Consider the following 21660-nt stretch of genomic DNA (forward strand, 5'->3'; position numbering starts at 1 on the left):
GATATTTAAGGGCATCTATTTTGGTGCGTTTGAATAGCTTTTAGATGCCCTAAATTGGAACGGTTATTTTTGACTATTTACCTATACAGAATGAGCTAAATATTTTTCCCAGCAGATCATCAGACGTGAATTTTCCAGTAATTTCAGACAGGGCCATTTGGCACATGCGTAACTCTTCTGCGAGTAACTCACCGGCTTCATAAACCTCTAACTGCTCTTTTCCTAGCATCAGGTGACTTGTCGCAAGCTCTAAGGCCTCTAAATGGCGTCTACGGGCAATAAAGCCACCTTCAAGGTTACTTTGATAACCCATAAGTGATTTTAGGTGTGCTTTGAGTTCTTCTACGCCTAAGCCTGTTTTGGCGGACAAACGGAATACTTTATGGCCAAGTTCCTGGGTTGTATCGAGTGATTCACCGGTTAAGTCGGCTTTGTTGCGTACCACGGTAATTCCTAAGTTTTTGGGTAAGCGCTCAATAAAGTCTGGCCAGATGTCATGAGGGTCTACGGCATCTGTTGTGGTGCCATCAACCATAAATAATACTTGGTCGGCGGTGTCGATTTCAGCCCATGCACGCTCAATACCGATTAACTCAACGGTATCTGTGGTGTCACGCAAACCTGCGGTATCGATAATGTGCAGCGGCATACCATCAAGATGAATGTGTTCACGCAATACATCACGTGTAGTACCTGCTATTTCAGTCACAATGGCAGACTCTTTGCCTGCCAAGGCGTTAAGTAGACTTGATTTCCCCGCATTGGGACGGCCTGCAATGACGACTTTCATCCCTTCGCGAATAATTGCACCTTGCTTGGCACTTGCTTGCACATGATCAAGCTTGCTGATGATGTTATAGAGTGCGCTGGCTATTTTGCCGTCGGATAAAAAGTCGACCTCTTCATCTGGGAAGTCGATGGCGGCCTCAACATACAGACGCAGGTTAGTCACTTGCTCAACTAGCTCGTGTACTTGGGTTGAAAATTCCCCCTGCATTGAGTTTAAGGCGCTTTTAGCCGCTTGTTCACTGGTCGCATCAATTAAGTCAGCAATGGCCTCAGCTTGGGTTAAGTCGAGCTTATCGTTCATAAACGCTTGCTCACTAAACTCACCTGGCTTGGCAATACGGACACCGCTCACTTCCATGACCCGTTTAATCAACATATCTAGAACGATTTGGCCACCGTGACCTTGAAGCTCAAGCACATCTTCACCAGTAAAGGAGTTAGGGCCTTTAAAGTAAAGCGCAATGCCTTGGTCAATCACTTCACCATCGGTGGCTTTAAAATCACAGTAATCGGCGTAGCGGGTTTTAGGTAGATGTCCTAAAACAGACATGGCGACGTCACTGGCTTTGTCGCCAGAGATACGGATGATACCCACACCGCCGCGTCCGGGCGCGGTTGCTTGTGCCACAATCGTATCAGTTGTCATTACTGTGATTCCTATAAAATTGACAAAATAAGGTGTTTCATAAAAGAGAAAAGCGGCTAATACCTAAGGTATCCAGCCGCTTTTATCAGTTGGAACTAAAGGTTATTTTAACCCTTTTTTCTCCAAACCAGCATAGATGATCTTCTGCTGTGTAATCGCTACCAAGTTACCGACTAACCAGTAAAGTACTAGACCCGCTGGGAACCACAGGAAGAACACGGTAAATACCACAGGCATCCACTGCATCATCTTCACTTGCATTGGGTCCATCGTCGGTGCCATTGGCTGCATTTTCTGCATCAAGAACATCGAGATACCCATTAGGATTGGCATCACGTAGTAAGGATCTTGTACTGATAAGTCAGTAATCCAAAGCATAAATGGTGCGTGGCGTAATTCAACGCTTTCTAGCAGTACCCAGTAAAGCGCAATAAAGATTGGCATCTGTAGCAAGATAGGAAGACAGCCACCCATAGGGTTAACTTTCTCTTTCTTATACAGCTCCATCATGGCTTGGCCCATCTTCTGACGGTCATCACCAAAGCGCTCTTTCATCTCTGCAAGCTTAGGCTGCAGGTTACGCATCTTAGCCATAGAGGTGTATTGTGCTTTAGTCAGCGGATACAACAAACCACGTACGGTTAGTGTGATAAGAATAATCGCTGCACCCCAGTTACCTACTAGTGATTGGAAGATCATCAATAGTTTGTAGATAGGTACTGCTAACCACCATAAGAAACCATAGTCGACCACTAAGTTGAGTGATTCAGAGATTTCAGACAGAGCTGCTTGATCCTTAGGACCAACATAGAACTGAGCATTGATGGTTTGGTTTGCACCTGGGGCAATATCGTATACCGCGCCGCGGAAACCTATGTTAGCTAACCCACCAGCACTGATGCTAGAGAAGATAGTATTTTGATCGTTTGCTGGTGGTACCCAAGCAGAAACAAAGTAGTGTTGTAGCATCGCAGCCCAACCACCCAGTGTTTTCTTGTCTAGGTTTTTGTCAGCCATATCTTCAAAGCTGTACTTTTCGTAGCGCGTATCTTGTGTTGAGAATGCTGAGCCACGGTAAGTCGGCATCATCATGCTGCTTTCGCTTTTTTTGATGCTGTGCTTGATTTGGCCATACATCTGCACTTGAAGCTGTTCAGACGATGTATTGTTAATACGGTAGTCAACATCTATGTTGAACTTGCCACGGTGTAGTACAAAGACTTTGGTATAAGTAACGCCATTGTCTGCCACATAGGTAAGTGGCACTTCTAGGGTATCTTTGCCTTCAGCTAAAGTGTATTGCTGTGACTGACTAGAAAAATGAGCACGGCCTTTAGCACTGCTGTCGATACCATTGCGACCAATCAAACCACTTTGGGCGATATAGTAGATATCGTTAGTTTGCTCAAGAAGCACGAAAGGTTCGTCTTTATCGAGTTCAAGCTTATGCGATACCAATGCCGAGTAAACAATGTCACCACCAACTGGGTTAATCTTTAGGACTAATTGGTCAGTGGTTACGGTAATAAGTTCTTTAGAGGCGACAACGGCTTCAGGAAGCCCTGCATCAGCGTCAGGAACGTCACTACCGTGTGATTCTGGGGCAGTCGAAGCAACTACTGAAGATTGAGTTGCAACGGGTTGCGGGTTTTTATCTGTTTGCCATTGCTGCCACAGCAAAAAGCTGACAAAAAGCAGACCGATAAGCAATATATTGCGTTGTGATTCCATAGCCTATTTATTACACCTGTTATTTTTTGGGGGGACGGGATCTTCTCCGCCCGGATGTAAAGGGTGACATTTTAATACGCGTTTCCCTGCAAACCAACTCCCTTTCACAAAACCATGCAAACGAATTGCTTCTATTGCGTAATATGAACACGTGGGATGAAAACGGCACTTTGGCCCTAGTATAGGGCTGATAAAGATTTGGTAGCCACGAATTAACGTGGTAGCTAGCCATTGTAACGGCGACTGAGTTTGCGCCATAACTTCTCTACCAGTTTGTGGAGTGCTGCATTGTCCATATCCAATACGCCATTTCTTACAAGAACGACGATATCAAGCGGGGGTAATTCGTGCTGATGCAAACGAAAGTTGTCGCGGATGATACGTTTAATTCTGTTGCGCTGATTAGCTTTCTTTACATAACGTTTTGCAACAGTTAATCCAATACGTGGATGCTGCTCAGTGTTAGGAATTGCAAGTAAGGTAATTTCAGCCGAAGAAGCTTTGATAGGTTTAGAGAATACAGATTTGAATTGCGCGGGAGTTAACAAACGTAACTCCCGCGTAAAGGTATAGCTGGTCACTAGCATTTCTACTTATTAAGCAGAAAGACGAGCGCGACCTTTTGCACGACGACGTGCGATGACCTTACGGCCACCTACAGTAGCCATACGAGCGCGGAAGCCGTGAGAACGCTTGCGCTTCAGGTTGCTAGGTTGAAAAGTACGTTTACTCATTATGGCAATCCGTCTTTGTTAGGTGAATAAACCTTACTCTCCATAAAATAGAGGTAAGGGCAAAAAAGAGGCCGAATTGTAATCACTTTAGTTGTGCCCGTCAACAAGCAAAACTCATAAGGATGCAAAATCTGCCTAATAAACTTCTTATCAAGTTATCCCAATACACTATCTAGTGTGGATAACTCTGTGAATGGACACTACATCTTGTGGATCTAGTCTTCATTGCGCTGATCGAAGGTTGCTAATTATAGATCGATCTGGATCGCTTAATAAAGCTGAGTTTGCAGGTTTCTGCAATTATTTTGATCGGCTCAGATCGATCTGGATCGGCGTAAAGAAATAAAGATGATCTTACTGGGGATAAATCTATTTAAAGGATAGCGATCATCGTGATCTCCCTATAGAATACACCTCTTTTGTATGATCTTTTGGGGATAAGTACGTGGCGGTTTCACTTTGGCAGCAATGTATCGGACGACTACAAGACGAGCTTTCAGCTCAGCAATTCAGTATGTGGATCAGACCGTTACAAGCCGAAATGGACGGGGATACTCTAGTATTATATGCACCGAATCGATTCGTTCTCGATTGGGTTAGAGACAAGTACCTTAATACCATTAATCAGTTTTTTACCGAGCAGATGGGTAGTGACGCACCTAAGTTGCGTTTTGATATTGGTAGTCGCCCAGCGAGCAAACCTGCGACCCCAGCTGCGTCGGTAAGGATGCCAAGCCCCCCATCAGTCAGTCGTTCGCCGAGTAAGCCAACTTTTAATACTAATGAACCTGCGGCGACCGCTAATCATAGAAGTAACATTAACCCGACTTACCAGTTTGATAACTTCGTAGAAGGTAAATCTAACCAGTTAGGTAAGGCTGCAGCGTTGCAGGTGTCTGAAAACCCTGGCGGTGCTTATAACCCACTATTCCTTTATGGTGGCACCGGTTTAGGTAAAACCCATTTATTGCACGCTGTGGGCAATGGCATTATTAAGAACAACCCTAATGCCAAAGTGGTTTACATGCACTCTGAACGCTTTGTGCAAGATATGGTTAAAGCACTGCAAAACAATGCTATCGAGGAGTTTAAGCGTTACTACCGTAGCGTCGATGCCTTGTTTATCGATGATATTCAGTTCTTTGCGAATAAAGACCGATCTCAAGAAGAGTTTTTCCATACCTTTAATGCCTTGCTGGAAGGTAACCACCAGATCATTTTGACATCGGATCGTTACCCTAAAGAGATCGACGGCGTTGAAGATCGTCTTAAGTCTCGTTTTGGTTGGGGCTTAACGGTTGCTATCGAACCACCAGAATTAGAAACCCGTGTTGCTATCTTGATGCGTAAGGCGCAAGAGAGTGGCATTAACTTGCCAGATGAAGTAGCTTTCTTTATTGCAAAGCGTTTGAGATCCAACGTTCGTGAGTTAGAAGGCGCATTAAATCGTGTTATCGCTAACGCTAACTTTACCGGTCGCCCAATCACCATTGATTTTGTGCGCGAAGCGTTAAGAGATCTCTTGGCTCTGCAAGAAAAATTGGTCACTATAGACAATATTCAGAAAACCGTCGCTGAATATTACAAGATCAAGATGGCTGATATGTTATCTAAGCGTCGCTCACGCAGTGTGGCGCGTCCAAGACAGATGGCCATGGCACTGTCTAAAGAGCTTACTAACCAAAGCTTGCCTGAGATAGGTGACGCCTTTGGGGGTCGTGACCACACCACCGTTTTGCATGCGTGTCGTAAAATTGCGCAGTTGCGTGAAGAAAGTCATGACATTAAAGAAGATTATGCTAACTTGATCCGAACGTTATCTTCATAAAAATCTGGGAAATTGAAACCGATGAAATTTTCAATTGATAGGGATGCCCTATTAAAGCCGCTTCAACTTGTTAGTGGAGCGGTGGAGAGACGACATAACTTGCCTATTCTGGCTAACCTTTTAGTTGAAGTAAGTGGTCACTCACTCAAGTTGACCGGCACCGATTTAGAAGTTGAATTGGTTGGCCAGGCACAGCTTGAAGGTGAGGTTCATGAGGGACGAACCACAGTTCCGGCTAAGAAATTTCTCGACATTGTTAAATCACTTCCCGATCAAGTAGAGCTTAAAATAGAGCAGCAGGAAAATCGTCTGTTGTTACGTTCTGGTCGTAGTCGTTTTACCTTAGCCACACTACCCGCTGAAGAGTATCCAAACGTTGAAGCGTTCCAAGCTGATATTCAATTCACCATCAAGCAGGGTACGCTGAAGTCGTTGATCGATGCGACTCAGTTCTCTATGGCTAACCAAGATGTGCGTTACTATCTCAATGGTTTGTTGCTTGAGACCGAAGGTAACGTGCTTCGCGCGATTGCTACCGATGGACATCGTTTGGCACTTAGCCATCGAATGATAGAAGACTCACTACCTGAGAAGCAGGTCATTGTACCGCGTAAGGGTGTTATTGAGCTGCAACGCCTTTTTGAAGGTGAAGATCTGGATGTCACTATCGCTATTGGCGAGAACGCGATTAGGGCGACCACACAGAGTGCGGTATTTACCAGTAAGCTGGTTGATGGACGTTTCCCTGATTATCGCCGTGTATTACCTAAAGGTGGTGATAAGGTGGTTATCGCTAGCCGTAACCACCTAAAGCAAGCGTTGCTGCGTGCCTCTATTCTCTCTAATGAGAAGTTCCGTGGCGTGCGTGTACAGCTAGAACAGAATTTAATTAAGATCACTGCCAATAACCCTGAACAGGAAGAAGCGGAAGAGATCTTAGATATCGAATATGATAATACACCGCTAGAAATTGGCTTTAACGTCAGCTATCTATTGGATGTGTTGAATAACCTCCCCTCTGATGATGTGCGTATCACGCTTATCGATGGCAACTCGAGCGCCTTGATAGAGAACCATATCGAAGAAGATTCTATGTATGTGGTTATGCCAATGCGTCTTTAGAAGATTATACAGCGCCACCTAAGGTGGCGTTTGTACTGCTTGCTGTAAGACTTTGGCTGATCTACTGAGTACTAAATGAGTTTAACTCGCCTTCATATCGACTCCTTTCGTAATATTACTAGCGCGCAACTGCAGTTAGGCGAAGGGCTGAATCTTATATACGGTCATAACGGTAGCGGTAAGACTAGCATTCTCGAAGCGATCTACTTTTTGGGGATGGGACGTTCCTTTCGAAGCCACCTATCTCAACGTGTGATCCAAAATAGTGAAGATAAACTCACCCTGTTTGCCAATTTGAACCAAGGCGAGCAGGAGCAAAAGATCGGTTTGCGCCGTTTTCGTTCTGGTGAGACAGAGGTCAAAATTGATGGTGAAAAGGTTAAACGTCTGTCGACATTAGCTGAAACTTTGCCGATTCAAGTGATCACGCCTGAGAGTTTTTCGCTGCTTTTTGAGGGACCGAAATCACGTCGGCAGTTTATCGACTGGGGTGCCTTTCATACCGACAGAAACTTCTATTCGGCTTGGGCTAATGTGCGAAGGATTTTAAAGCATAGAAATCAGATGCTTAAAAACGAAACGCCTTATCAGCAGGTGCAGTTTTGGGATAAAGAATTAGTTCGTTATGCCGAAATTGTTACCGAGATACGAAAGCAATATGTAGGCTCGTTAAATGAACGACTTAAGGGTATAATCGAAGAGTTTTTACCTCAGATAGATGTTAAAGTTTCCTTTACTCGAGGTTGGGATAGCAAAACGGATTATCAGGCGTTATTGCAAGCACAGTATCCCAGAGATTTAGCAGCGGGCCATACGGCGAGTGGTCCCCATAAAGCAGACTTAAGACTCCGTGTCGGCACACTGCCTGTGCAAGATGCGTTATCTAGGGGTCAACTGAAATTGTTAGTGTGTGCGTTGCGTATTGCACAGGGAAAGTTGCTAAAACAACAAATAGATAAAAACAGTATTTATCTGGTGGATGATTTGCCATCGGAATTGGATGCAAGACACAGACAGCTTTTGCTGCAGCAGCTAAGCGATACCGGGGCACAAGTTTTTGTGACGGCCATCGAGCCTGCGGCAATAATAGATTCGTTAAGTACGCCGCCTGCAAAGGTGTTCCATGTGGAACAAGGGCGTGTAACGGTAATTGAATAACCGACGAGAGAATAATATGTCAGAGAATAGTTACGATTCTTCGAGTATTAAGGTTTTAAAAGGCCTTGATGCGGTACGTAAGAGACCAGGAATGTATATCGGTGATACCGACGATGGTACGGGTCTACATCACATGGTATTCGAAGTGGTCGATAACTCTATCGATGAAGCACTTGCTGGCTATTGTAGCGACGTTACTATCCAAATCCACGCAGACGGTTCTGTATCGGTTAAAGATGATGGTCGTGGTATTCCTGTTTCTATCCATGAGGAAGAAGGGGTTTCTGCTGCCGAAGTTATTATGACGGTACTGCATGCGGGCGGTAAGTTCGATGATAACTCGTACAAGGTTTCTGGTGGTCTTCATGGTGTGGGTGTTTCAGTTGTAAACGCACTGTCAGAAAAACTACAAATGACCATTCGTCGTGATGGTAAGCTTTATGAGCAGTTTTATACTCATGGTGTACCCAATGAGCCAATTAAGGCGATTGGTGACGCGACGACGACGGGGACTGAGATCCGTTTCTGGCCAAGCGGTGAAACCTTCACCGATGTTGAATTCCATTTCGACATACTTGCTAAACGCGTACGTGAACTCTCATTCCTAAACTCGGGCGTTGGTATTCGTTTGGTTGACGAGCGTGATAACCGTGATGAGTTTTTCAAATATGAAGGCGGTATTAGTGCGTTTGTTGACTACTTAAACGTTAACAAGACGCCAGTGAACAAAGAGGTCTTCCACTTTATTCAAGAGCGTGAAGATGGTATTACCGTTGAAGTCGCTATGCAGTGGAATGACGGTTTCCAAGAGAATATCTTCTGTTTTACTAACAACATCCCACAGCGCGATGGTGGTACTCACTTAGCGGGCTTCCGTAGTGCGCTAACACGTAACCTAAATACTTATATGGACCGTGAAGGTTTTAATAAGAAAGGCAAAACTAGTGCTACGGGTGATGATGCACGTGAAGGTTTGACTGCGGTTATCTCGGTTAAAGTGCCGGATCCTAAGTTCAGCTCGCAAACCAAAGATAAACTGGTTTCTAGTGAAGTGAAAACAGCGGTTGAGCAAACCATGGGTGAGCAGTTAGGCGATTACCTAATGGAGCATCCAAACGAAGCTAAACTGATTGTGGGTAAGATTATCGATGCTGCTCGTGCACGTGAAGCCGCACGGAAAGCTCGTGAAATGACACGTCGTAAAGGCGCGTTAGATTTAGGTGGTCTGCCAGGTAAGCTTGCAGATTGCCAAGAAAAAGACCCTGCGCTTTCTGAAATATACATAGTGGAAGGGGACTCTGCTGGCGGTAGCGCCAAGCAGGGGCGTAACCGTAAGAACCAAGCGATTCTTCCACTTAAAGGTAAAATTCTAAACGTTGAGAAAGCACGCTTCGATAAGATGCTGTCATCTCAAGAAGTGGCAACGCTCATTACTGCATTAGGTTGTGGTATTGGTCGTGATGAGTATGATCCTGATAAGACGCGCTATCACAATATCGTCATCATGACCGATGCTGACGTCGACGGCTCGCACATTCGTACCTTGCTGTTGACCTTCTTCTTCCGTCAAATGCCTGAACTGATTGAGCGCGGTTATGTTTTCATCGCTCAACCGCCGCTATACAAAGTTAAAAAAGGTAAGCAAGAGCAGTATTTGAAAGATGATCCTGCGTTAACTGAATACCTGACTAACTTAGCCTTGGACGGTGGTGAAATTCATCCGTCTCAAGATGCTCCTGCGATGTCTGGTGCGCCGTTAGAGAAGTTGGTTTACCAGTATCGTGAAGTTGAAACAATTTTCACTCGTCTGGAACAGCGTTTTCCGTTGATGCTGACTGAGCGTATGCTTTATCAACCGGCATTAACCGACGAGCTGTTAGCTGATGAAGCTAAGGTTAAGCAGTGGTGTGACAACTACGTTGCTGCACTCACTGAGGCTGAGTCTGGTGGGTTTATCTTTAGTGGTGAAGCCTTCCTTGATCCTGAGCGTCAGGTTTACGTACCTAAGATCACCATTCGTAAGCATGGTATTGATACGCACTACTTGTTCTCATACGACTTCCTTCATTCAAGCGATTATCAGCGTATGTCGACGCTAGCCGAAGCGCTTGACGGACTTATCGAAGAAGGCGGTTATGTTAAGCGTGGTGAGCGTGTTAAAGAGATCACCTCGTTTGTTGAAGCATTAGATTGGTTGATGGGTGATTCGAAGCGCGGTTTATACATCCAACGATACAAAGGATTGGGTGAGATGAACCCTGAGCAGCTATGGGAAACCACGATGGACCCAGAGTCTCGTCGTATGCTGCGCGTTACTATTGAAGATGCTATTGGTGCCGATCAGCTGTTTACCTGTTTGATGGGTGATCAGGTTGAGCCACGTCGTGACTTTATTGAATCTAACGCACTGAATGTTGCTAACTTAGATGTCTAAACGCTAAGTTAACAGTCTCGAATGTCGAGATTGATAATGAATAAGCCTCAGAGAAATCTGGGGCTTTTTTATTTCTACGTTAAGACGGTCGAAGTGGAACTTTACATTGATTATGTTAAAGCCACTGTGTTGACGAAAAGGATGTCGAACATGCGATTGCGGTATTTATCTATACTGTTAGCGGTAGTGGTAATACTTGTTGGCTTGCGCTGGTCTTATTTTGCACAACCCCGACAGACTCCTGAAGCGCTCGCTGCTTCAGAGGCTATGCAAGCAAGTAAACCAGTCGTTGGATTAAGTCAGTCACACGTCGATGTGAATGATGCTCTACAAGGCTTAAAGCCGGCTCAATCTGAGCTAAATCATTCGCTTGATTCGGTTAAAGATAACCAGATCGAAACAGAACTTAACATTGTTGATCCATCCAGCAAAGACTACTTGCGTTTACTTGCATTGTACCGCGAGAAACAGGGGCCTTTTATGGATGAGGGCATCGCTTATTTCTATAAAGATGATAATGGCAACCCGTACTTCTTAGCCTCGTCGCCAGCGCTTAATGAACTTATGTCTAATGATCCTGACCACTACATAGAGCTCAAGGTCGAGGAGTTTAATCGCATAGATGAGGCTTACACTGATAATTGGGGCGGTGAGTTTGACGCGTTAAATGTTAATTTTCACTACTGCAAAGAAAGTACGTGTTTGGTTAGGGCCAATCATGAATCTGTTACCTTTGTGCGAGAGTACTTGGCACAGTTTGAAGCACAGCATAGTGAGCTCGATGTTACCGCCACAACTATGGCCAGTGGTGATGTTGTGGTTCTCTATAAAAAGCGAACACCTAATTGGCAGGATGATTAACCTTAAGTTGTTGACCTATTAATTTGGCCAGACTTAATGCGTGTGGATTATCGCCATGGACACAAAGGCTGGTGGCATTAATGATGACCGGTTGGCCATCTAAGCTTGTGATCGGCTCTCCTGTCGTTAGTTTTTTAACCTGTTGCAGCGCTTGCTGGCTATCTTCTATTACCGCCTCAGGCTGAGCTCGTGGTGCAAGCGCTCCAGAGGAGAGGTAGCGTCGATCCGCAAAGGCTTCCTCTATCACCGCAAGCCCTTGTGCACGCGCCTGACTAACAAGCTGGCTGCCGGCTAAAATCATGAGCTTTAGCTTGGGATCTATTGCCTTTATGACATCTATTATAATTTGCCCCAGAGCACTGTTCTGGGCGGCTTGATTATAGAGCGCACCATGAGGCTTTACATGGTGTAGTTTAACGCCTGTAAGCTCGCATATCTCTCTTAATGCATTAATTTGTTGGTGCAGTGAGGTAAACAGTTCATCATGGCTAATATCTATGGTAACTCGGCCAAAGTTGGCTGGATCTGGGTAACTTGGATGCGCGCCGATTTTGACTTGATAGTGTTTAGCTAACGTCACAGTCTTTATCATGGAGGCTTCATCACCAATATGGCCACCACAGGCTACATTGGCTGAAGTGATGAGCCGCAATAGTGACTCGTCATATCGACCGCCTTCACCTAAGTCGGCATTAAGGTCTAAAGCATAACTATGTGGCTTGTGTTCGTTAGCTGGCATCCATTGCCCTCGATAGTCGATAAAAATATTGCTGCCATTCATAGTTAGCGTCCTCCGCCTGGCTTGGACTGACGTGAGTAAAACGTATCGGCACACCAGTGCGAGTTTGCGCTAACTTCCATAGATCCGCTTCGATGACACTGGCTATTCGTGGATAGCCACCGGTGGTTTGTGCATCGGCTAGCAAAACGATGGGCTCACCAGAAGGGGGGACTTGAATAACCCCGGGCATCACTCCGTGTGATCGCAAGTTTACCTCTGTTTGGGTGGTAAGCGTCGCCCCGCTGAGTCGAACTCCCATTCTGTCTCGCTGAGGAGAGATTTGCCATGAGGAGTGCCAAAAAGCTTTTCTGCTTGGCTCACTAAATAGGGCTAATTCAGGGCCTGGAAGTGCCCGTAAAATACCGTCATTTGCACGCTGAACGGCTCCCACTGGACGACTAAAAGAGGGCGGGCTAGCTTTCATCTGTACAAGCTTATCACCCGTCTGCAAGTGGCGGCCGTGATGGCCCCCAAACTGCGCGCGTAAATCTGTACCATAGCCATTTAAAACCCTTTCGCCATCAATGCCACCCGCTACGGCTAAGTACCCCAACATCCCTTTTTTTGGGCCACGGATGGTTAGCTGCTCGCCTTTATTCACTTTGGCTCGCCAGCCATTCCATAGCGGTCTTTTTGCTATTTTTGCATCATACTCTGCACCGCAAAGTACCACCCAAGTGTCGTTATCAAAGCTAAGTTGTATTTCGCCACTGCTTAGCTCTAAAGCAGGCGTATTATCGGGGTTCGCAACTAAACGGTTTGCCAGCATTAGTGCGTGTTTATCTAGCGCTCCACCAGAAGAGACCCCAAGATGTGCCACACCACTGCGCCCCATGTCCTGAATAGTAACATGACCGATTATATGGGTAACTTCAATCATGATGGTGTATCCCTTGTCGGCTCGAAGGTAACGATATCACCGGGTTGCAATAGGCAAGGAGCAGCGCTGGTATGGTTGAATAACTGGCTGTCGGTTCTGCCTATTATCTGCCAGCCACCCGGACTTTGGCTAGGATAAATGCCTGTTTGCTCGCCACCTATGCCAACTGAGCCTGCCGCAACCTCTAATCTGGGCTGTGAATGCCTTGGTGTATGCAGCTCTGCGACTAAGCCCTCTAAATAGGCAAAACCTGGTTGGAAACCGATAAAATAGACTTGATACTGAGCTTGGCAGTGTAAGGCGATCACTTCATTTGTGGTGAGCTGGTGGTATTTGGCCACGTTATCGAGATCAGGACCAAATTGACCACCGTAAGTGACCGGAATCGTTATCTCCCGAGCATGGAACTGATGTTGTTTTGCGTTGCGCCACAGAGTCTCAAGCTGTTGCTGTATCACTTTAAGTTGATCTGGCTGAGTAACGAATAGCGTGAGGTTATTCATCCCTGGTACCACGTCAAGAATGGTTTTTGATGAGCGTAACTGCTCAGCTATCCAACACAGTTTACGCTGCAGACCAACGTTAATTGGGGATGATGGTGTGGGGTCGAGTACTAATCCGCGCTCACCCAAAGGGTAGATGATAGGGTCTAAAGCCACGCTGCTCTCGGTTTTGTTGACTTGATGGTCTTAGTCTAGCGTGAGCAAGGGGGGATTTCTATCTTGATAGCGCAGTCGCTTATTGGCCGACATAAAAAAACGCACCACTTACGGGTGCGTTTTTATAGGCAAACTTAACACTTACTGCAGTAGCGAAATGTCAGCCGCGTGTAAGAACTGCTCACGTAGGCTAGATAGCAAGGCTAGGCGGTTGTTCTTCAGTGCTTCATCATCGGCCATTACCATCACATCTTCAAAGAAGGTATCTACGCTTTCACGTAGGTTGGCTAGCAGTGACAGGGCTTCTTGATAGTTAGCGGCTGCAAACAATGGTGCAAGCTGAGGTTGTAGCTCATTAAGCTTAGCGGCGAGGGCTTTTTCGGCGCCTTCAACTAATAAGTTATCGTCGATAGTGGCTGGAAGCTCACCTTCAACTTTAGCTAGGATGTTAGAGACACGCTTATTGGCTGCTGCCAGAGCTTGAGCTTGCTCAAGGGTTCTAAAGTGGGCTACCGCTTTGATGCGGCTTTCGAAATCTGCAGGAGCAGTAGGGCGACGAGCCAATACCGCTAAGATCACGTCTACACTCACTCCTTGATCTTGATACCAAGCACGGAAACGTCCCATAAAGAACTCAAGTACTTGTTCTGCGACCTTATCGTTGCTGAGGCTCTCACCATGAAGTGCTTGTGCTTTAGCAATTAGCTCAACCAGATCAAGCGGTAAGTTGTTCTCTAAACAGATACGTAGCACACCAATAGCGGCACGGCGTAGCGCGAACGGATCGGCTGCGCCTTTTGGTGCTTGGCCAATGCCAAAAATACCTACCAAGGTATCTAGCTTCTCTGCTAATGCTACGCAGATAGAGATAGGCGCTGTGGGCACTGTATCGCCTGAAAACTTTGGTTTGTACTGCTCTGCCAATGCTACTGCTACTGCATCGGTTTCACCATCTAGACGCGCATAGTGCATGCCCATGGTGCCTTGCAGATCAGTGAACTCCATGACCATATTGGTCATCAAGTCTGATTTAGATAACAGACCTGCACGTGCGGCATCAGTGCTGTTGACATTAATGCTACTGGCGATAAAACCTGCTAACGCTGAAATGCGTTCAACACGTTGCTTGATGGTGCCTAGCTGTTTTTGGAATACGACAGTTTCAAGGCTGGCAAGACGTGCTTCGAGTGACTGCTTTTTGTCGGTTTCGAAGAAGAACTCAGCATCGGCGAGACGTGGGCGAACCACTTTCTCATTTCCTGAAATAATCTGCGCCGGATCTTTAGATTCGATGTTAGTGACGAAAATAAAGTTAGGCAGCAGTGCACCAGCTTGATCAAATACTGGAAAGTATTTTTGATCGCCTTTCATGGTATAAACCAAGGCTTCTGCTGGTACGTCGAGGAATTTCTCTTCGAAGTTAGCCGTTAATACTACTGGCCATTCAACCAAAGAGGTTACTTCTTCAAGTAGGTCATCCTCAAGGTCGGCAACACCACCGATTTTAGCCGCAGCGGCTTCAGCCCCAGCTTTAATTATCGCTTTACGCTCAGCATAATCGGCTAATACTTTGCCTTGCTCTTTTAGCGCGCTGAGATAGTTGTCAGCATGGTCTAGCTCTAAGGTGTCAACACCCATAAAGCGATGGCCGCGTATGGTACGCGCAGATTTTATGCCCAGTAGTTCGCCTTCAATAAGCTCGCTACCCATCAGCATAGTTACTGTGTGCACAGGACGGATAAATTGTGTTTTGCTGCTGCCCCAACGCATTGGCTTTGGAATAGGTAGCTTGTCTAATGCACGCTGAGCCATATCGGCGATCAGTGACTTTGTTTCTACGCCAACGACTTTAGCTTGGTGTAGTAACCATTCACCTTTATCTGTTTTAAGACGCTCGGCTTGTTCAACGGAAATTCCGTTACCACGAGCCCAGCCCATAGCAGCTTTGGTTGGGTTGCCATCGGCGTCGAATGCTTGTGCGATAGCTGGTCCGCGCTTCTCTACAACCTTGTCGGCTTGGGCCAATACCAGTTGTTGAACATTGATTGCTAAGCGACGAGGAGCGGCGTACCAAGTTGCCGATTCAAAACTGAGTTCTGCTTTGTTTAGCTCTTCGGTGAAGTTAGCTAAAAATGATTCTGCCAAGTTACGTAGTGACTTGGGTGGTAACTCTTCGGTGCCTACTTCAATGAGTAAGTTTTCAAATTTCATAATAATAACCTCTACTTACACATTGGGAAGCCAAGGGCTTCACGGGCTTGATAATAAGATTCAGCCACTGCTTTCGCCATAGTGCGAACGCGAAGAATATAACGTTGACGCTCGGTAACTGAAATAGCATGACGTGCATCGAGTAAGTTAAAAGCGTGCGATGCTTTCATCACCTGCTCATAAGCGGGTAAGGGGAGTGGTGTGTCTAAAGCAAGTAGCTCGTTACAGGCTTTTTCACAGTCATCAAACTGCTTAAACAGTACTTCAACATTGGCGTGTTCGAAGTTGTAAGTAGACTGCTCAACCTCATTTTGATGGAACACATCGCCATACATAATTTTACCCATCGGGCCATCAGTCCAGACAAGATCGTAGACGCTGTCGACTTCTTGGATATACATAGCTAGACGCTCTAAACCATAGGTGATTTCGCCTGTTACTGGGCTACACTCTAGGCCACCGACTTGTTGGAAGTAAGTAAACTGCGACACTTCCATGCCATTTAGCCAGACTTCCCAACCAAGGCCCCAAGCACCAAGTGTGGGGGATTCCCAGTTGTCTTCAACGAAGCGAACGTCATGAATGCCCATATCTACACCTAAGGCTTCAAGTGAGCCCAAATACAGCTCTTGAATGTTGCTTGGTGACGGCTTTAGCACAACCTGGAACTGGTAGTAGTGTTGTAGGCGATTAGGGTTTTCACCATAACGACCATCGGTTGGACGGCGACATGGCTGAACATACGCGCTGCTCATTGGCTCTGGACCTAATGAACGCAAGAAAGTCATTGGATGGAATGTACCTGCACCCACTTCCATGTCCAGCGGTTGAACGAGAGCGCAACCTTGCTGCGCCCAGTATTCTTGCAGGGTAAAGATAAAACCCTGGAATGTTTTTACGTCATGTTTCGTCGTCATGTCTACTACTGTCAGCTTGTGATAGAAAATGGTTTCGATTATACCTTGTTGAAAACGGCTTATGTAGGTTATTTTTTATCTTAACCGAGGAAAATTGAGAAAAAACACCATGGAAGTTAAACGTTGTGGCTGGGTCAGCAATGATCCCTTATATCAAGCGTATCATGACGAAGTGTGGGGTAGGCCAGTCTACGATAGCCAGGAACTGTTCGCTAAGCTCTGCTTAGATGGTCAGCAGGCGGGTTTATCTTGGATAACTATTCTTAAAAAACAGCAAAATTATGAGGCGGCCTTTGCCAATTTTGACCCTAAGATTATAGCCACTTTTGATCAGCAAAAGGTAGAAGCATTGTTGCAAAACCCAGGCATTGTGCGTAATCGGCTAAAAGTAAATTCGATTATTAAAAATGCCAAAGGCTATCTAGCATATGTAGAGCAGGGTAATGATTTTTCTACATTTTTATGGAGTTTTGTTGGTGGTAAACCCATTATTAATCACTTCACTTCTTTAGAGCAGCTTCCGGCACAAACCCCTGAGTCAGAGGCAATGTCAAAGGCCCTCAAAAAGTTAGGTTTCAACTTTGTCGGACCGACAATCTGCTATGCCTTTATGCAGGCTGTCGGCATGGTTAACGATCACTTGGTCGATTGTTTTTGCTATCACCCGCCTCAAAGATAACCTTGCTATTGTCTAAAGCTCATGGTTGATGGGTCATGGGTTTGCAGATAGATGGCCTGAAACTTAATGTCACCGTTTTCAGATTCAACACGGCGGATAAATGTGTAGTTATCATCAAACTTTGCAATTTTATCAGTTACTTGTTGAGGCAAGTTGTCTGTAACTAGGGTTAGAGCACATATTCTGCCTGTGCAGCCAAATTGCTGTGAATAGATACTAGTATCAGTTAATGTTGACAGAGTGTCTCCTAATAGAGACATTCTGTTAGCACCCATCTCATCCTGCTCAAGCGCTGTGATTCTAACTATGAATTGATCTAGTTCTTCACGAAGAAGTCGCTCCACCGCGCCACCATTAATCACATTGTCGTCATCAATAAATAGGCTGGATATATCTTCACCACTTATTGGTTCCAGCTCTTCATCTTGGGCTTGTACTTGCTCGTCCCTAGTTGTCAATTCTTGTGATTGCTCGGCCTCATCGTTGTTGGTTAATGGCTCCATTGGGGGCACTGCTTTGGCTTGTTGTGTTGAATGACGGCTTTCTTGTTGCGCATCAATTAATGTTTGCTGACTAGAGAAAAACGTTGTCAATAAAAGGAAAAATAGCAGGAGGGTGGCGCTGAGAAGTAGGTGAGGTAATTTCAATGTTATATTCCTTTATTTTTGGTCTCTCATCCTGTTGAGAGGTTAGTTGCCTACATTAGCAATATCATCTTTTTTGGTAAAGATTCAGTTTGTGCAGATCAAAAAAGGGGTGTTCCACGTGGAACACCCCTTTTTTGATTTAGAAAACCAACATTTTGAACTGTTTTTAAATTTTTATGAAATTAAAATTTACCACTATAGTCAGGCAGATTTTAAAATTAAAATTTGATTAAAGTTCAAAGAAAAATGGTTTCCGTTTAGTTTTGTCACCGTTTAGCTGATCCATGGTTTCGGCATTATAGAGTTTGCCGTTGACCATGGTATAAGTGACACGGTCTGTAACGCGAATGTCTTCGAGTGGATTGCCATCAATTACGATCAAGTCGGCAAGCTTACCTGACTTAATCGAACCCAGTTGATGATCCATGGCGAAGGTCACAGCAGGGTTGATGGTTGCTGTTTTCAACACTTCCATATTACTCATACCGCCTTGAGCAAACATCCACATTTCCCAATGAGCGGCTAAACCTTCACGTTGTCCGTGTGCGCCAATGTTTGGCTTAACACCAAGTTCGTTTAGCTCATTAGCAACGCGCGCAACATTGAAGTGGTTATAGTGTTCATCGGGTGCAGTTGGGCGACGCATTGAGCGAGCTTGCAACAAGTCACCTGGCACGTATTTAGACAGGCGAGGGTGAGACCACACATCTGTTTTGTCGTACCAATAATTTTCACCAGAGATACCGCCATAGGCAACGACTAAGGTGGGGGTGTAGTGCACTTCGGTCTGGCTCCAGAATTGCTTGATGTCGTTATAGATGGCACCAGCTGGTAGTGAATGCTCAATGGTTGTGTGGCCATCCGCAATCATGGTGAGGTTATGCTGTAACAAGCTGCCACCTTCTGGAACCACCATCATCTCTAACTCACGTGCCGCAGCAATCACTTGCTGACGCTGGTTACGACGAGGTTGGTTGTAGCTCTTAACGCTGAAGGCGCCGACTTTTTTGAGCCTTTCTAAGTGGAACTTTGCATCATCGAGTGAATCGATGTGAGAGGTATAGCCTGGTGCATTTGCACCATACAAAATTGTGCCAGTAGAGAAGATACGTGGCCCAGCGATATTGCCCGCCTTTTGCTGCTCTGAGGCGGCAAAAATTTCAGTGGTATCGTTAGAAGGATCATGAATAGTGGTAACCCCTAGCGACAGATTAGAGTAAAGCTCCCAGTTTTGCTGCGGGATAATTTCACTTTCACCTTGTGATCCGTGAGCATGTGCATCAAATAAGCCCGGCATTAGCGTCTTACCTTTGATGTCGATAACCTCTGCTCCAGACGGGATCTTAGTTGTTGCATCACCTACAGCGACAATCTTGTTGTCTTTGACTATCACTATGCCGTTATCGATAACCTTATCATCTTCCATGGTGATCACTTGCCCGCCGACAAAAGCAATGGTTCCACGTGGAACGTCTGCTTTTTTAGTGAAACCAATCTCGGTGATTTTAGGTTGGGAGTTATCAGCCTTGGCATCTTTCTGCGTGGTGTAGCTGTTATCGACGTTAACTTGGTATAGCTCTGGGCCCAGAGTCCAGTAAAGCTGGTCACTATTGCTGCTCCAGCTGATGCTTTCGCCTGCGCGGACACTTAATTGAGTTACTGGCAGGTTGCTGGCTTTAGGGCCGATATTAATGGTTTCACCATGTTTAGCAAATGGTGTTACCCAGACTTTAAAGCGTTCAGCAAAAGCGAGTTGTTTTCCATCCGGCGAGACTCTAAATTCGGTGGCGTGCTTACTGGTGTAGTGCACCCGCTTTTGAAAGCCATGAAGATTAATCGAAGAGAGCTGTGGTGTTTCGCCATGATCTAAAAAGAACACTCGGTCTGATTCTGCGCCAAACTGAGGTTGATATCCGTCTGGAGTGATCTTGGTATTAGTGTCGCCTTTGATGTCGACTAGATAGAGGCCGGGTTCCTGTGACCAAGTTCTAGGGGTTATATTACCGCCTTTCGCTTTACGATAAACAATTAACTCGCCATCTGGCGAAAAGGTGGGTTCAACATATTTACCCGGTTCTTGGGTGAGTGTTTTAGCTTTGCCACCGCGTGCACTAATAACGCGCACGCTTCCTTGCTTATCATCATCCCAAGTCGTGAAGACAATCTTTTTACCATCGCGAGACCATTGCGGGAATAGCTCACGCAGATCTGAGTCTAGCTTAGTGAGTCGACTAACCTTGCCATCGGGTAGGACTTTAACCCATAGCTTACCTAGCGCTTCATAAACGACCTTTTTTCCATCTGGAGAAACTTGTGCCATACGTAGCATTTTGACATCGAAACTATCATTATCGATATTCTGCTTAAAGCGCACTGAGGGTTGGACTGCCAGTTCGGTCTTAACCGAGAAGGGGATTTGGCTAACTTGTTTATCTTCAACATTGAGACGGTTTATTTTGCCGCCTGCCCAAAACACGATCTCTTCATTATTGGCGGTCCAGCTCATCGTTGGGTATACGCCATGGATAGCCCAGGTCTCCTGCATGTCGCGGTCGAGCTTATCGTAAAGTTTGGTTTTTTTGCCTGACTTCAGATCGAGTAGGTAGAGCGATGACTGGAAACCGTCACGTTTAATATAAGCCAACTTAGTGCCGTCTGGGCTTGGGGTTGGACGAATCGCACCACCAGTACCTTCGATGAGAACCTCAATATCACCGGTTTGAGTGTCATAGCGCTTAATTTTATAGATACCCTTCACTGAATCTTTTGAGTAGTGGAAGGTTTTACCTGGTGTGGCATCTTGACTAAAGTAAACATAGCGTCCATCGGGTGAATAGGCCGGTTCGCCTAGGTCTTTCTGTTCATTAGGGCGCTCAGTGAGCTTGACGCCTTCGCCACCAGCAACATGATAAAGCCAAACTTCACCAGCCCCTAAGCTACGACTGCCGGTAAAGTGCTTACGTGCGATCAGGTACTGAGAGTCTGGGCTCCAAGCTGGACTGTTAAGTAAACGAAAGGTCTCTTTGGTAACTGGGCGAGGGTTGTTGCCATCGGCATCCATTATCCAAATGTTATCGCCACCATCTTCATCTGAGGTAAAGGCGATTGATTTGCCGTCTGGGCTGTAGACGGGTTGCATCTGCCATGCGATGCCTTTGGCGAGAGCTTTTGCTTCACCACCTTCAATTGGCATTTGGTAGATATCGCCCAATAGATCAAACACTATAGTTTTGCCGTCTGGGCTGACACTGACGTTCATCCAGGTGCCTTCGGATACGTCGATTTTGACTTGTTGAAGGGGAGCGTTTGCAGGAGCATTGACCTGCCAAGTCGCTTCATCGGTTTTGTCTTCTGCCCATACAGGAAGGCTAAGGCTTAAGGCTATAGCGGCGCAGAGCGGGGTGAGTTTTTGTTTAAACATTAATGTCCCGTTTATTCGTGTTCTTTTGTGGGTTTAGGGGTGAATAAGTTAGTTGATGATTAGGGTTATGATTTTAGCTGTTATTTATCGCATAAATTGCGTAACAGGAAAACCATAAATCTGTGATATTTAGTGAATATTTGGCGTGTTAAGAAGTGAGCA

18 protein-coding genes are annotated in these 21660 nt (G+C 45.7%); 6 read left to right on the forward strand and 12 right to left on the reverse strand.

The features are described 5' to 3' along the window. Positions 1-73: 73 nt before the first annotated feature. The 5 genes from mnmE to rpmH all read right to left on the reverse strand — a co-directional run bounded on the left by mnmE (position 74) and on the right by rpmH (position 3900). Positions 74-1435, reverse strand: coding sequence for a tRNA uridine-5-carboxymethylaminomethyl(34) synthesis GTPase MnmE (gene mnmE, locus BEL05_RS10230; protein WP_069671106.1), 1362 nt, complete (start codon positions 1433-1435; stop codon positions 74-76). 102 nt (positions 1436-1537) lie between these two features. Further along, complete coding sequence (gene yidC, locus BEL05_RS10235; protein ID WP_028763464.1) at positions 1538-3166, reverse strand: membrane protein insertase YidC; 1629 nt, start codon at positions 3164-3166, stop codon at positions 1538-1540. A 3-nt stretch (positions 3167-3169) separates the two neighbouring features. After that, entirely contained in the window at positions 3170-3424 is a 255-nt protein-coding gene (gene yidD, locus BEL05_RS20760; protein ID WP_081730661.1) for a membrane protein insertion efficiency factor YidD, read from the reverse strand. Continuing rightward, complete coding sequence (rnpA, locus tag BEL05_RS10240; RefSeq protein WP_028763463.1) at positions 3391-3747, reverse strand: ribonuclease P protein component; 357 nt, start codon at positions 3745-3747, stop codon at positions 3391-3393. Before rnpA ends, yidD begins: the two co-directional genes overlap by 34 nt. A 15-nt stretch (positions 3748-3762) precedes the next feature. Continuing rightward, positions 3763-3900, reverse strand: a complete 138-nt coding sequence (gene rpmH / locus BEL05_RS10245) for a 50S ribosomal protein L34 (RefSeq protein ID WP_011867659.1) — start codon at positions 3898-3900, stop codon at positions 3763-3765. A gap of 445 nt (positions 3901-4345) precedes the next feature. On the opposite strand from rpmH, the gene dnaA reads away from it, so the two are divergent. The 5 genes from dnaA to BEL05_RS10270 all read left to right on the forward strand — a co-directional run bounded on the left by dnaA (position 4346) and on the right by BEL05_RS10270 (position 11303). Continuing rightward, positions 4346-5728, forward strand: coding sequence for a chromosomal replication initiator protein DnaA (gene dnaA, locus BEL05_RS10250; protein ID WP_069671107.1), 1383 nt, complete (start codon positions 4346-4348; stop codon positions 5726-5728). A 21-nt stretch (positions 5729-5749) separates the two neighbouring features. After that, positions 5750-6850 (forward strand): DNA polymerase III subunit beta, encoded by a 1101-nt coding sequence (dnaN, locus tag BEL05_RS10255; protein ID WP_028763460.1) that lies wholly within the window; start codon positions 5750-5752, stop codon positions 6848-6850. A gap of 75 nt (positions 6851-6925) precedes the next feature. Beyond that, on the forward strand, positions 6926-8008 hold the full coding sequence (gene recF, locus BEL05_RS10260; protein WP_028763459.1) for a DNA replication/repair protein RecF: 1083 nt from the start codon (positions 6926-6928) through the stop codon (positions 8006-8008). Between the two features lie 16 nt (positions 8009-8024). Next, entirely contained in the window at positions 8025-10442 is a 2418-nt protein-coding gene (gyrB, locus tag BEL05_RS10265) for a DNA topoisomerase (ATP-hydrolyzing) subunit B (protein WP_028763458.1), read from the forward strand. A gap of 150 nt (positions 10443-10592) precedes the next feature. Beyond that, positions 10593-11303 carry a hypothetical protein gene (locus BEL05_RS10270; RefSeq protein ID WP_069671108.1) on the forward strand — a complete coding sequence of 237 codons (711 nt, stop codon included), beginning with the start codon at positions 10593-10595 and terminating at the stop codon, positions 11301-11303. On the opposite strand, the gene pxpA is transcribed toward BEL05_RS10270, so the two are convergent. The 5 genes from pxpA to glyQ all read right to left on the reverse strand — a co-directional run bounded on the left by pxpA (position 11284) and on the right by glyQ (position 16751). Then, positions 11284-12084: a 5-oxoprolinase subunit PxpA gene (gene pxpA / locus BEL05_RS10275; RefSeq protein WP_245686975.1), complete on the reverse strand. Its 801-nt coding sequence runs from the start codon at positions 12082-12084 to the stop codon at positions 11284-11286. The genes BEL05_RS10270 and pxpA overlap by 20 nt on opposite strands. Then, positions 12032-12964 (reverse strand): 5-oxoprolinase subunit C family protein, encoded by a 933-nt coding sequence (locus tag BEL05_RS10280; protein ID WP_069671110.1) that lies wholly within the window; start codon positions 12962-12964, stop codon positions 12032-12034. The genes pxpA and BEL05_RS10280 overlap by 53 nt, the downstream gene beginning before the upstream one ends. Then, positions 12961-13623, reverse strand: a complete 663-nt coding sequence (gene pxpB / locus BEL05_RS10285; RefSeq protein WP_069671111.1) for a 5-oxoprolinase subunit PxpB — start codon at positions 13621-13623, stop codon at positions 12961-12963. Before pxpB ends, BEL05_RS10280 begins: the two co-directional genes overlap by 4 nt. A gap of 141 nt (positions 13624-13764) precedes the next feature. Then, entirely contained in the window at positions 13765-15834 is a 2070-nt protein-coding gene (gene glyS / locus BEL05_RS10290) for a glycine--tRNA ligase subunit beta (protein ID WP_028763453.1), read from the reverse strand. An 11-nt stretch (positions 15835-15845) separates the two neighbouring features. After that, positions 15846-16751 (reverse strand): glycine--tRNA ligase subunit alpha, encoded by a 906-nt coding sequence (gene glyQ / locus BEL05_RS10295; protein WP_028763452.1) that lies wholly within the window; start codon positions 16749-16751, stop codon positions 15846-15848. Positions 16752-16860: 109 nt separating this feature from the next. On the opposite strand from glyQ, the gene BEL05_RS10300 reads away from it, so the two are divergent. Further along, the gene (locus tag BEL05_RS10300) at positions 16861-17430 is read left to right on the forward strand and encodes a DNA-3-methyladenine glycosylase I (RefSeq protein WP_069671112.1); all 570 of its coding nucleotides are present in this window, start codon (positions 16861-16863) and stop codon (positions 17428-17430) included. Between the two features lie 5 nt (positions 17431-17435). Here BEL05_RS10300 and BEL05_RS10305 read toward each other — a convergent pair whose 3' ends face one another. Both BEL05_RS10305 and BEL05_RS10310 read right to left on the reverse strand, forming a co-directional pair. Further along, the gene (locus tag BEL05_RS10305; protein ID WP_069671113.1) at positions 17436-18077 is read right to left on the reverse strand and encodes a hypothetical protein; all 642 of its coding nucleotides are present in this window, start codon (positions 18075-18077) and stop codon (positions 17436-17438) included. A 229-nt stretch (positions 18078-18306) separates the two neighbouring features. Continuing rightward, positions 18307-21498, reverse strand: a complete 3192-nt coding sequence (locus BEL05_RS10310; protein ID WP_069671114.1) for an amidohydrolase family protein — start codon at positions 21496-21498, stop codon at positions 18307-18309. Between the last annotated feature and the right edge of the window lie 162 nt (positions 21499-21660).

Origin of the sequence: Shewanella colwelliana, from assembly GCF_001735525.1 — a bacterium.
GTDB lineage: Bacteria > Pseudomonadota > Gammaproteobacteria > Enterobacterales > Shewanellaceae > Shewanella > Shewanella colwelliana.

Bases quoted from the DNA above. Each gene is read 5' to 3' on its own strand.
- yidD (WP_081730661.1), bottom strand. From the start codon at position 3,424: ATGGCGCAAACTCAGTCGCCGTTACAATGGCTAGCTACCACGTTAATT.
- BEL05_RS10270 (WP_069671108.1), top strand. From the start codon at position 10,593: ATGCGATTGCGGTATTTATCTATACTGTTAGCGGTAGTGGTAATACTT.
- BEL05_RS10280 (WP_069671110.1), bottom strand. From the start codon at position 12,964: ATGATTGAAGTTACCCATATAATCGGTCATGTTACTATTCAGGACATG.
- BEL05_RS10310 (WP_069671114.1), bottom strand. From the start codon at position 21,498: ATGTTTAAACAAAAACTCACCCCGCTCTGCGCCGCTATAGCCTTAAGC.
- BEL05_RS10300 (WP_069671112.1), top strand. From the start codon at position 16,861: ATGGAAGTTAAACGTTGTGGCTGGGTCAGCAATGATCCCTTATATCAA.
- pxpA (WP_245686975.1), bottom strand. From the start codon at position 12,084: ATGAATGGCAGCAATATTTTTATCGACTATCGAGGGCAATGGATGCCA.
- mnmE (WP_069671106.1), bottom strand. From the start codon at position 1,435: ATGACAACTGATACGATTGTGGCACAAGCAACCGCGCCCGGACGCGGC.
- dnaN (WP_028763460.1), top strand. From the start codon at position 5,750: ATGAAATTTTCAATTGATAGGGATGCCCTATTAAAGCCGCTTCAACTT.
- yidC (WP_028763464.1), bottom strand. From the start codon at position 3,166: ATGGAATCACAACGCAATATATTGCTTATCGGTCTGCTTTTTGTCAGC.
- glyQ (WP_028763452.1), bottom strand. From the start codon at position 16,751: ATGACGACGAAACATGACGTAAAAACATTCCAGGGTTTTATCTTTACC.
- rpmH (WP_011867659.1), bottom strand. From the start codon at position 3,900: ATGAGTAAACGTACTTTTCAACCTAGCAACCTGAAGCGCAAGCGTTCT.
- glyS (WP_028763453.1), bottom strand. From the start codon at position 15,834: ATGAAATTTGAAAACTTACTCATTGAAGTAGGCACCGAAGAGTTACCA.
- gyrB (WP_028763458.1), top strand. From the start codon at position 8,025: ATGTCAGAGAATAGTTACGATTCTTCGAGTATTAAGGTTTTAAAAGGC.
- recF (WP_028763459.1), top strand. From the start codon at position 6,926: ATGAGTTTAACTCGCCTTCATATCGACTCCTTTCGTAATATTACTAGC.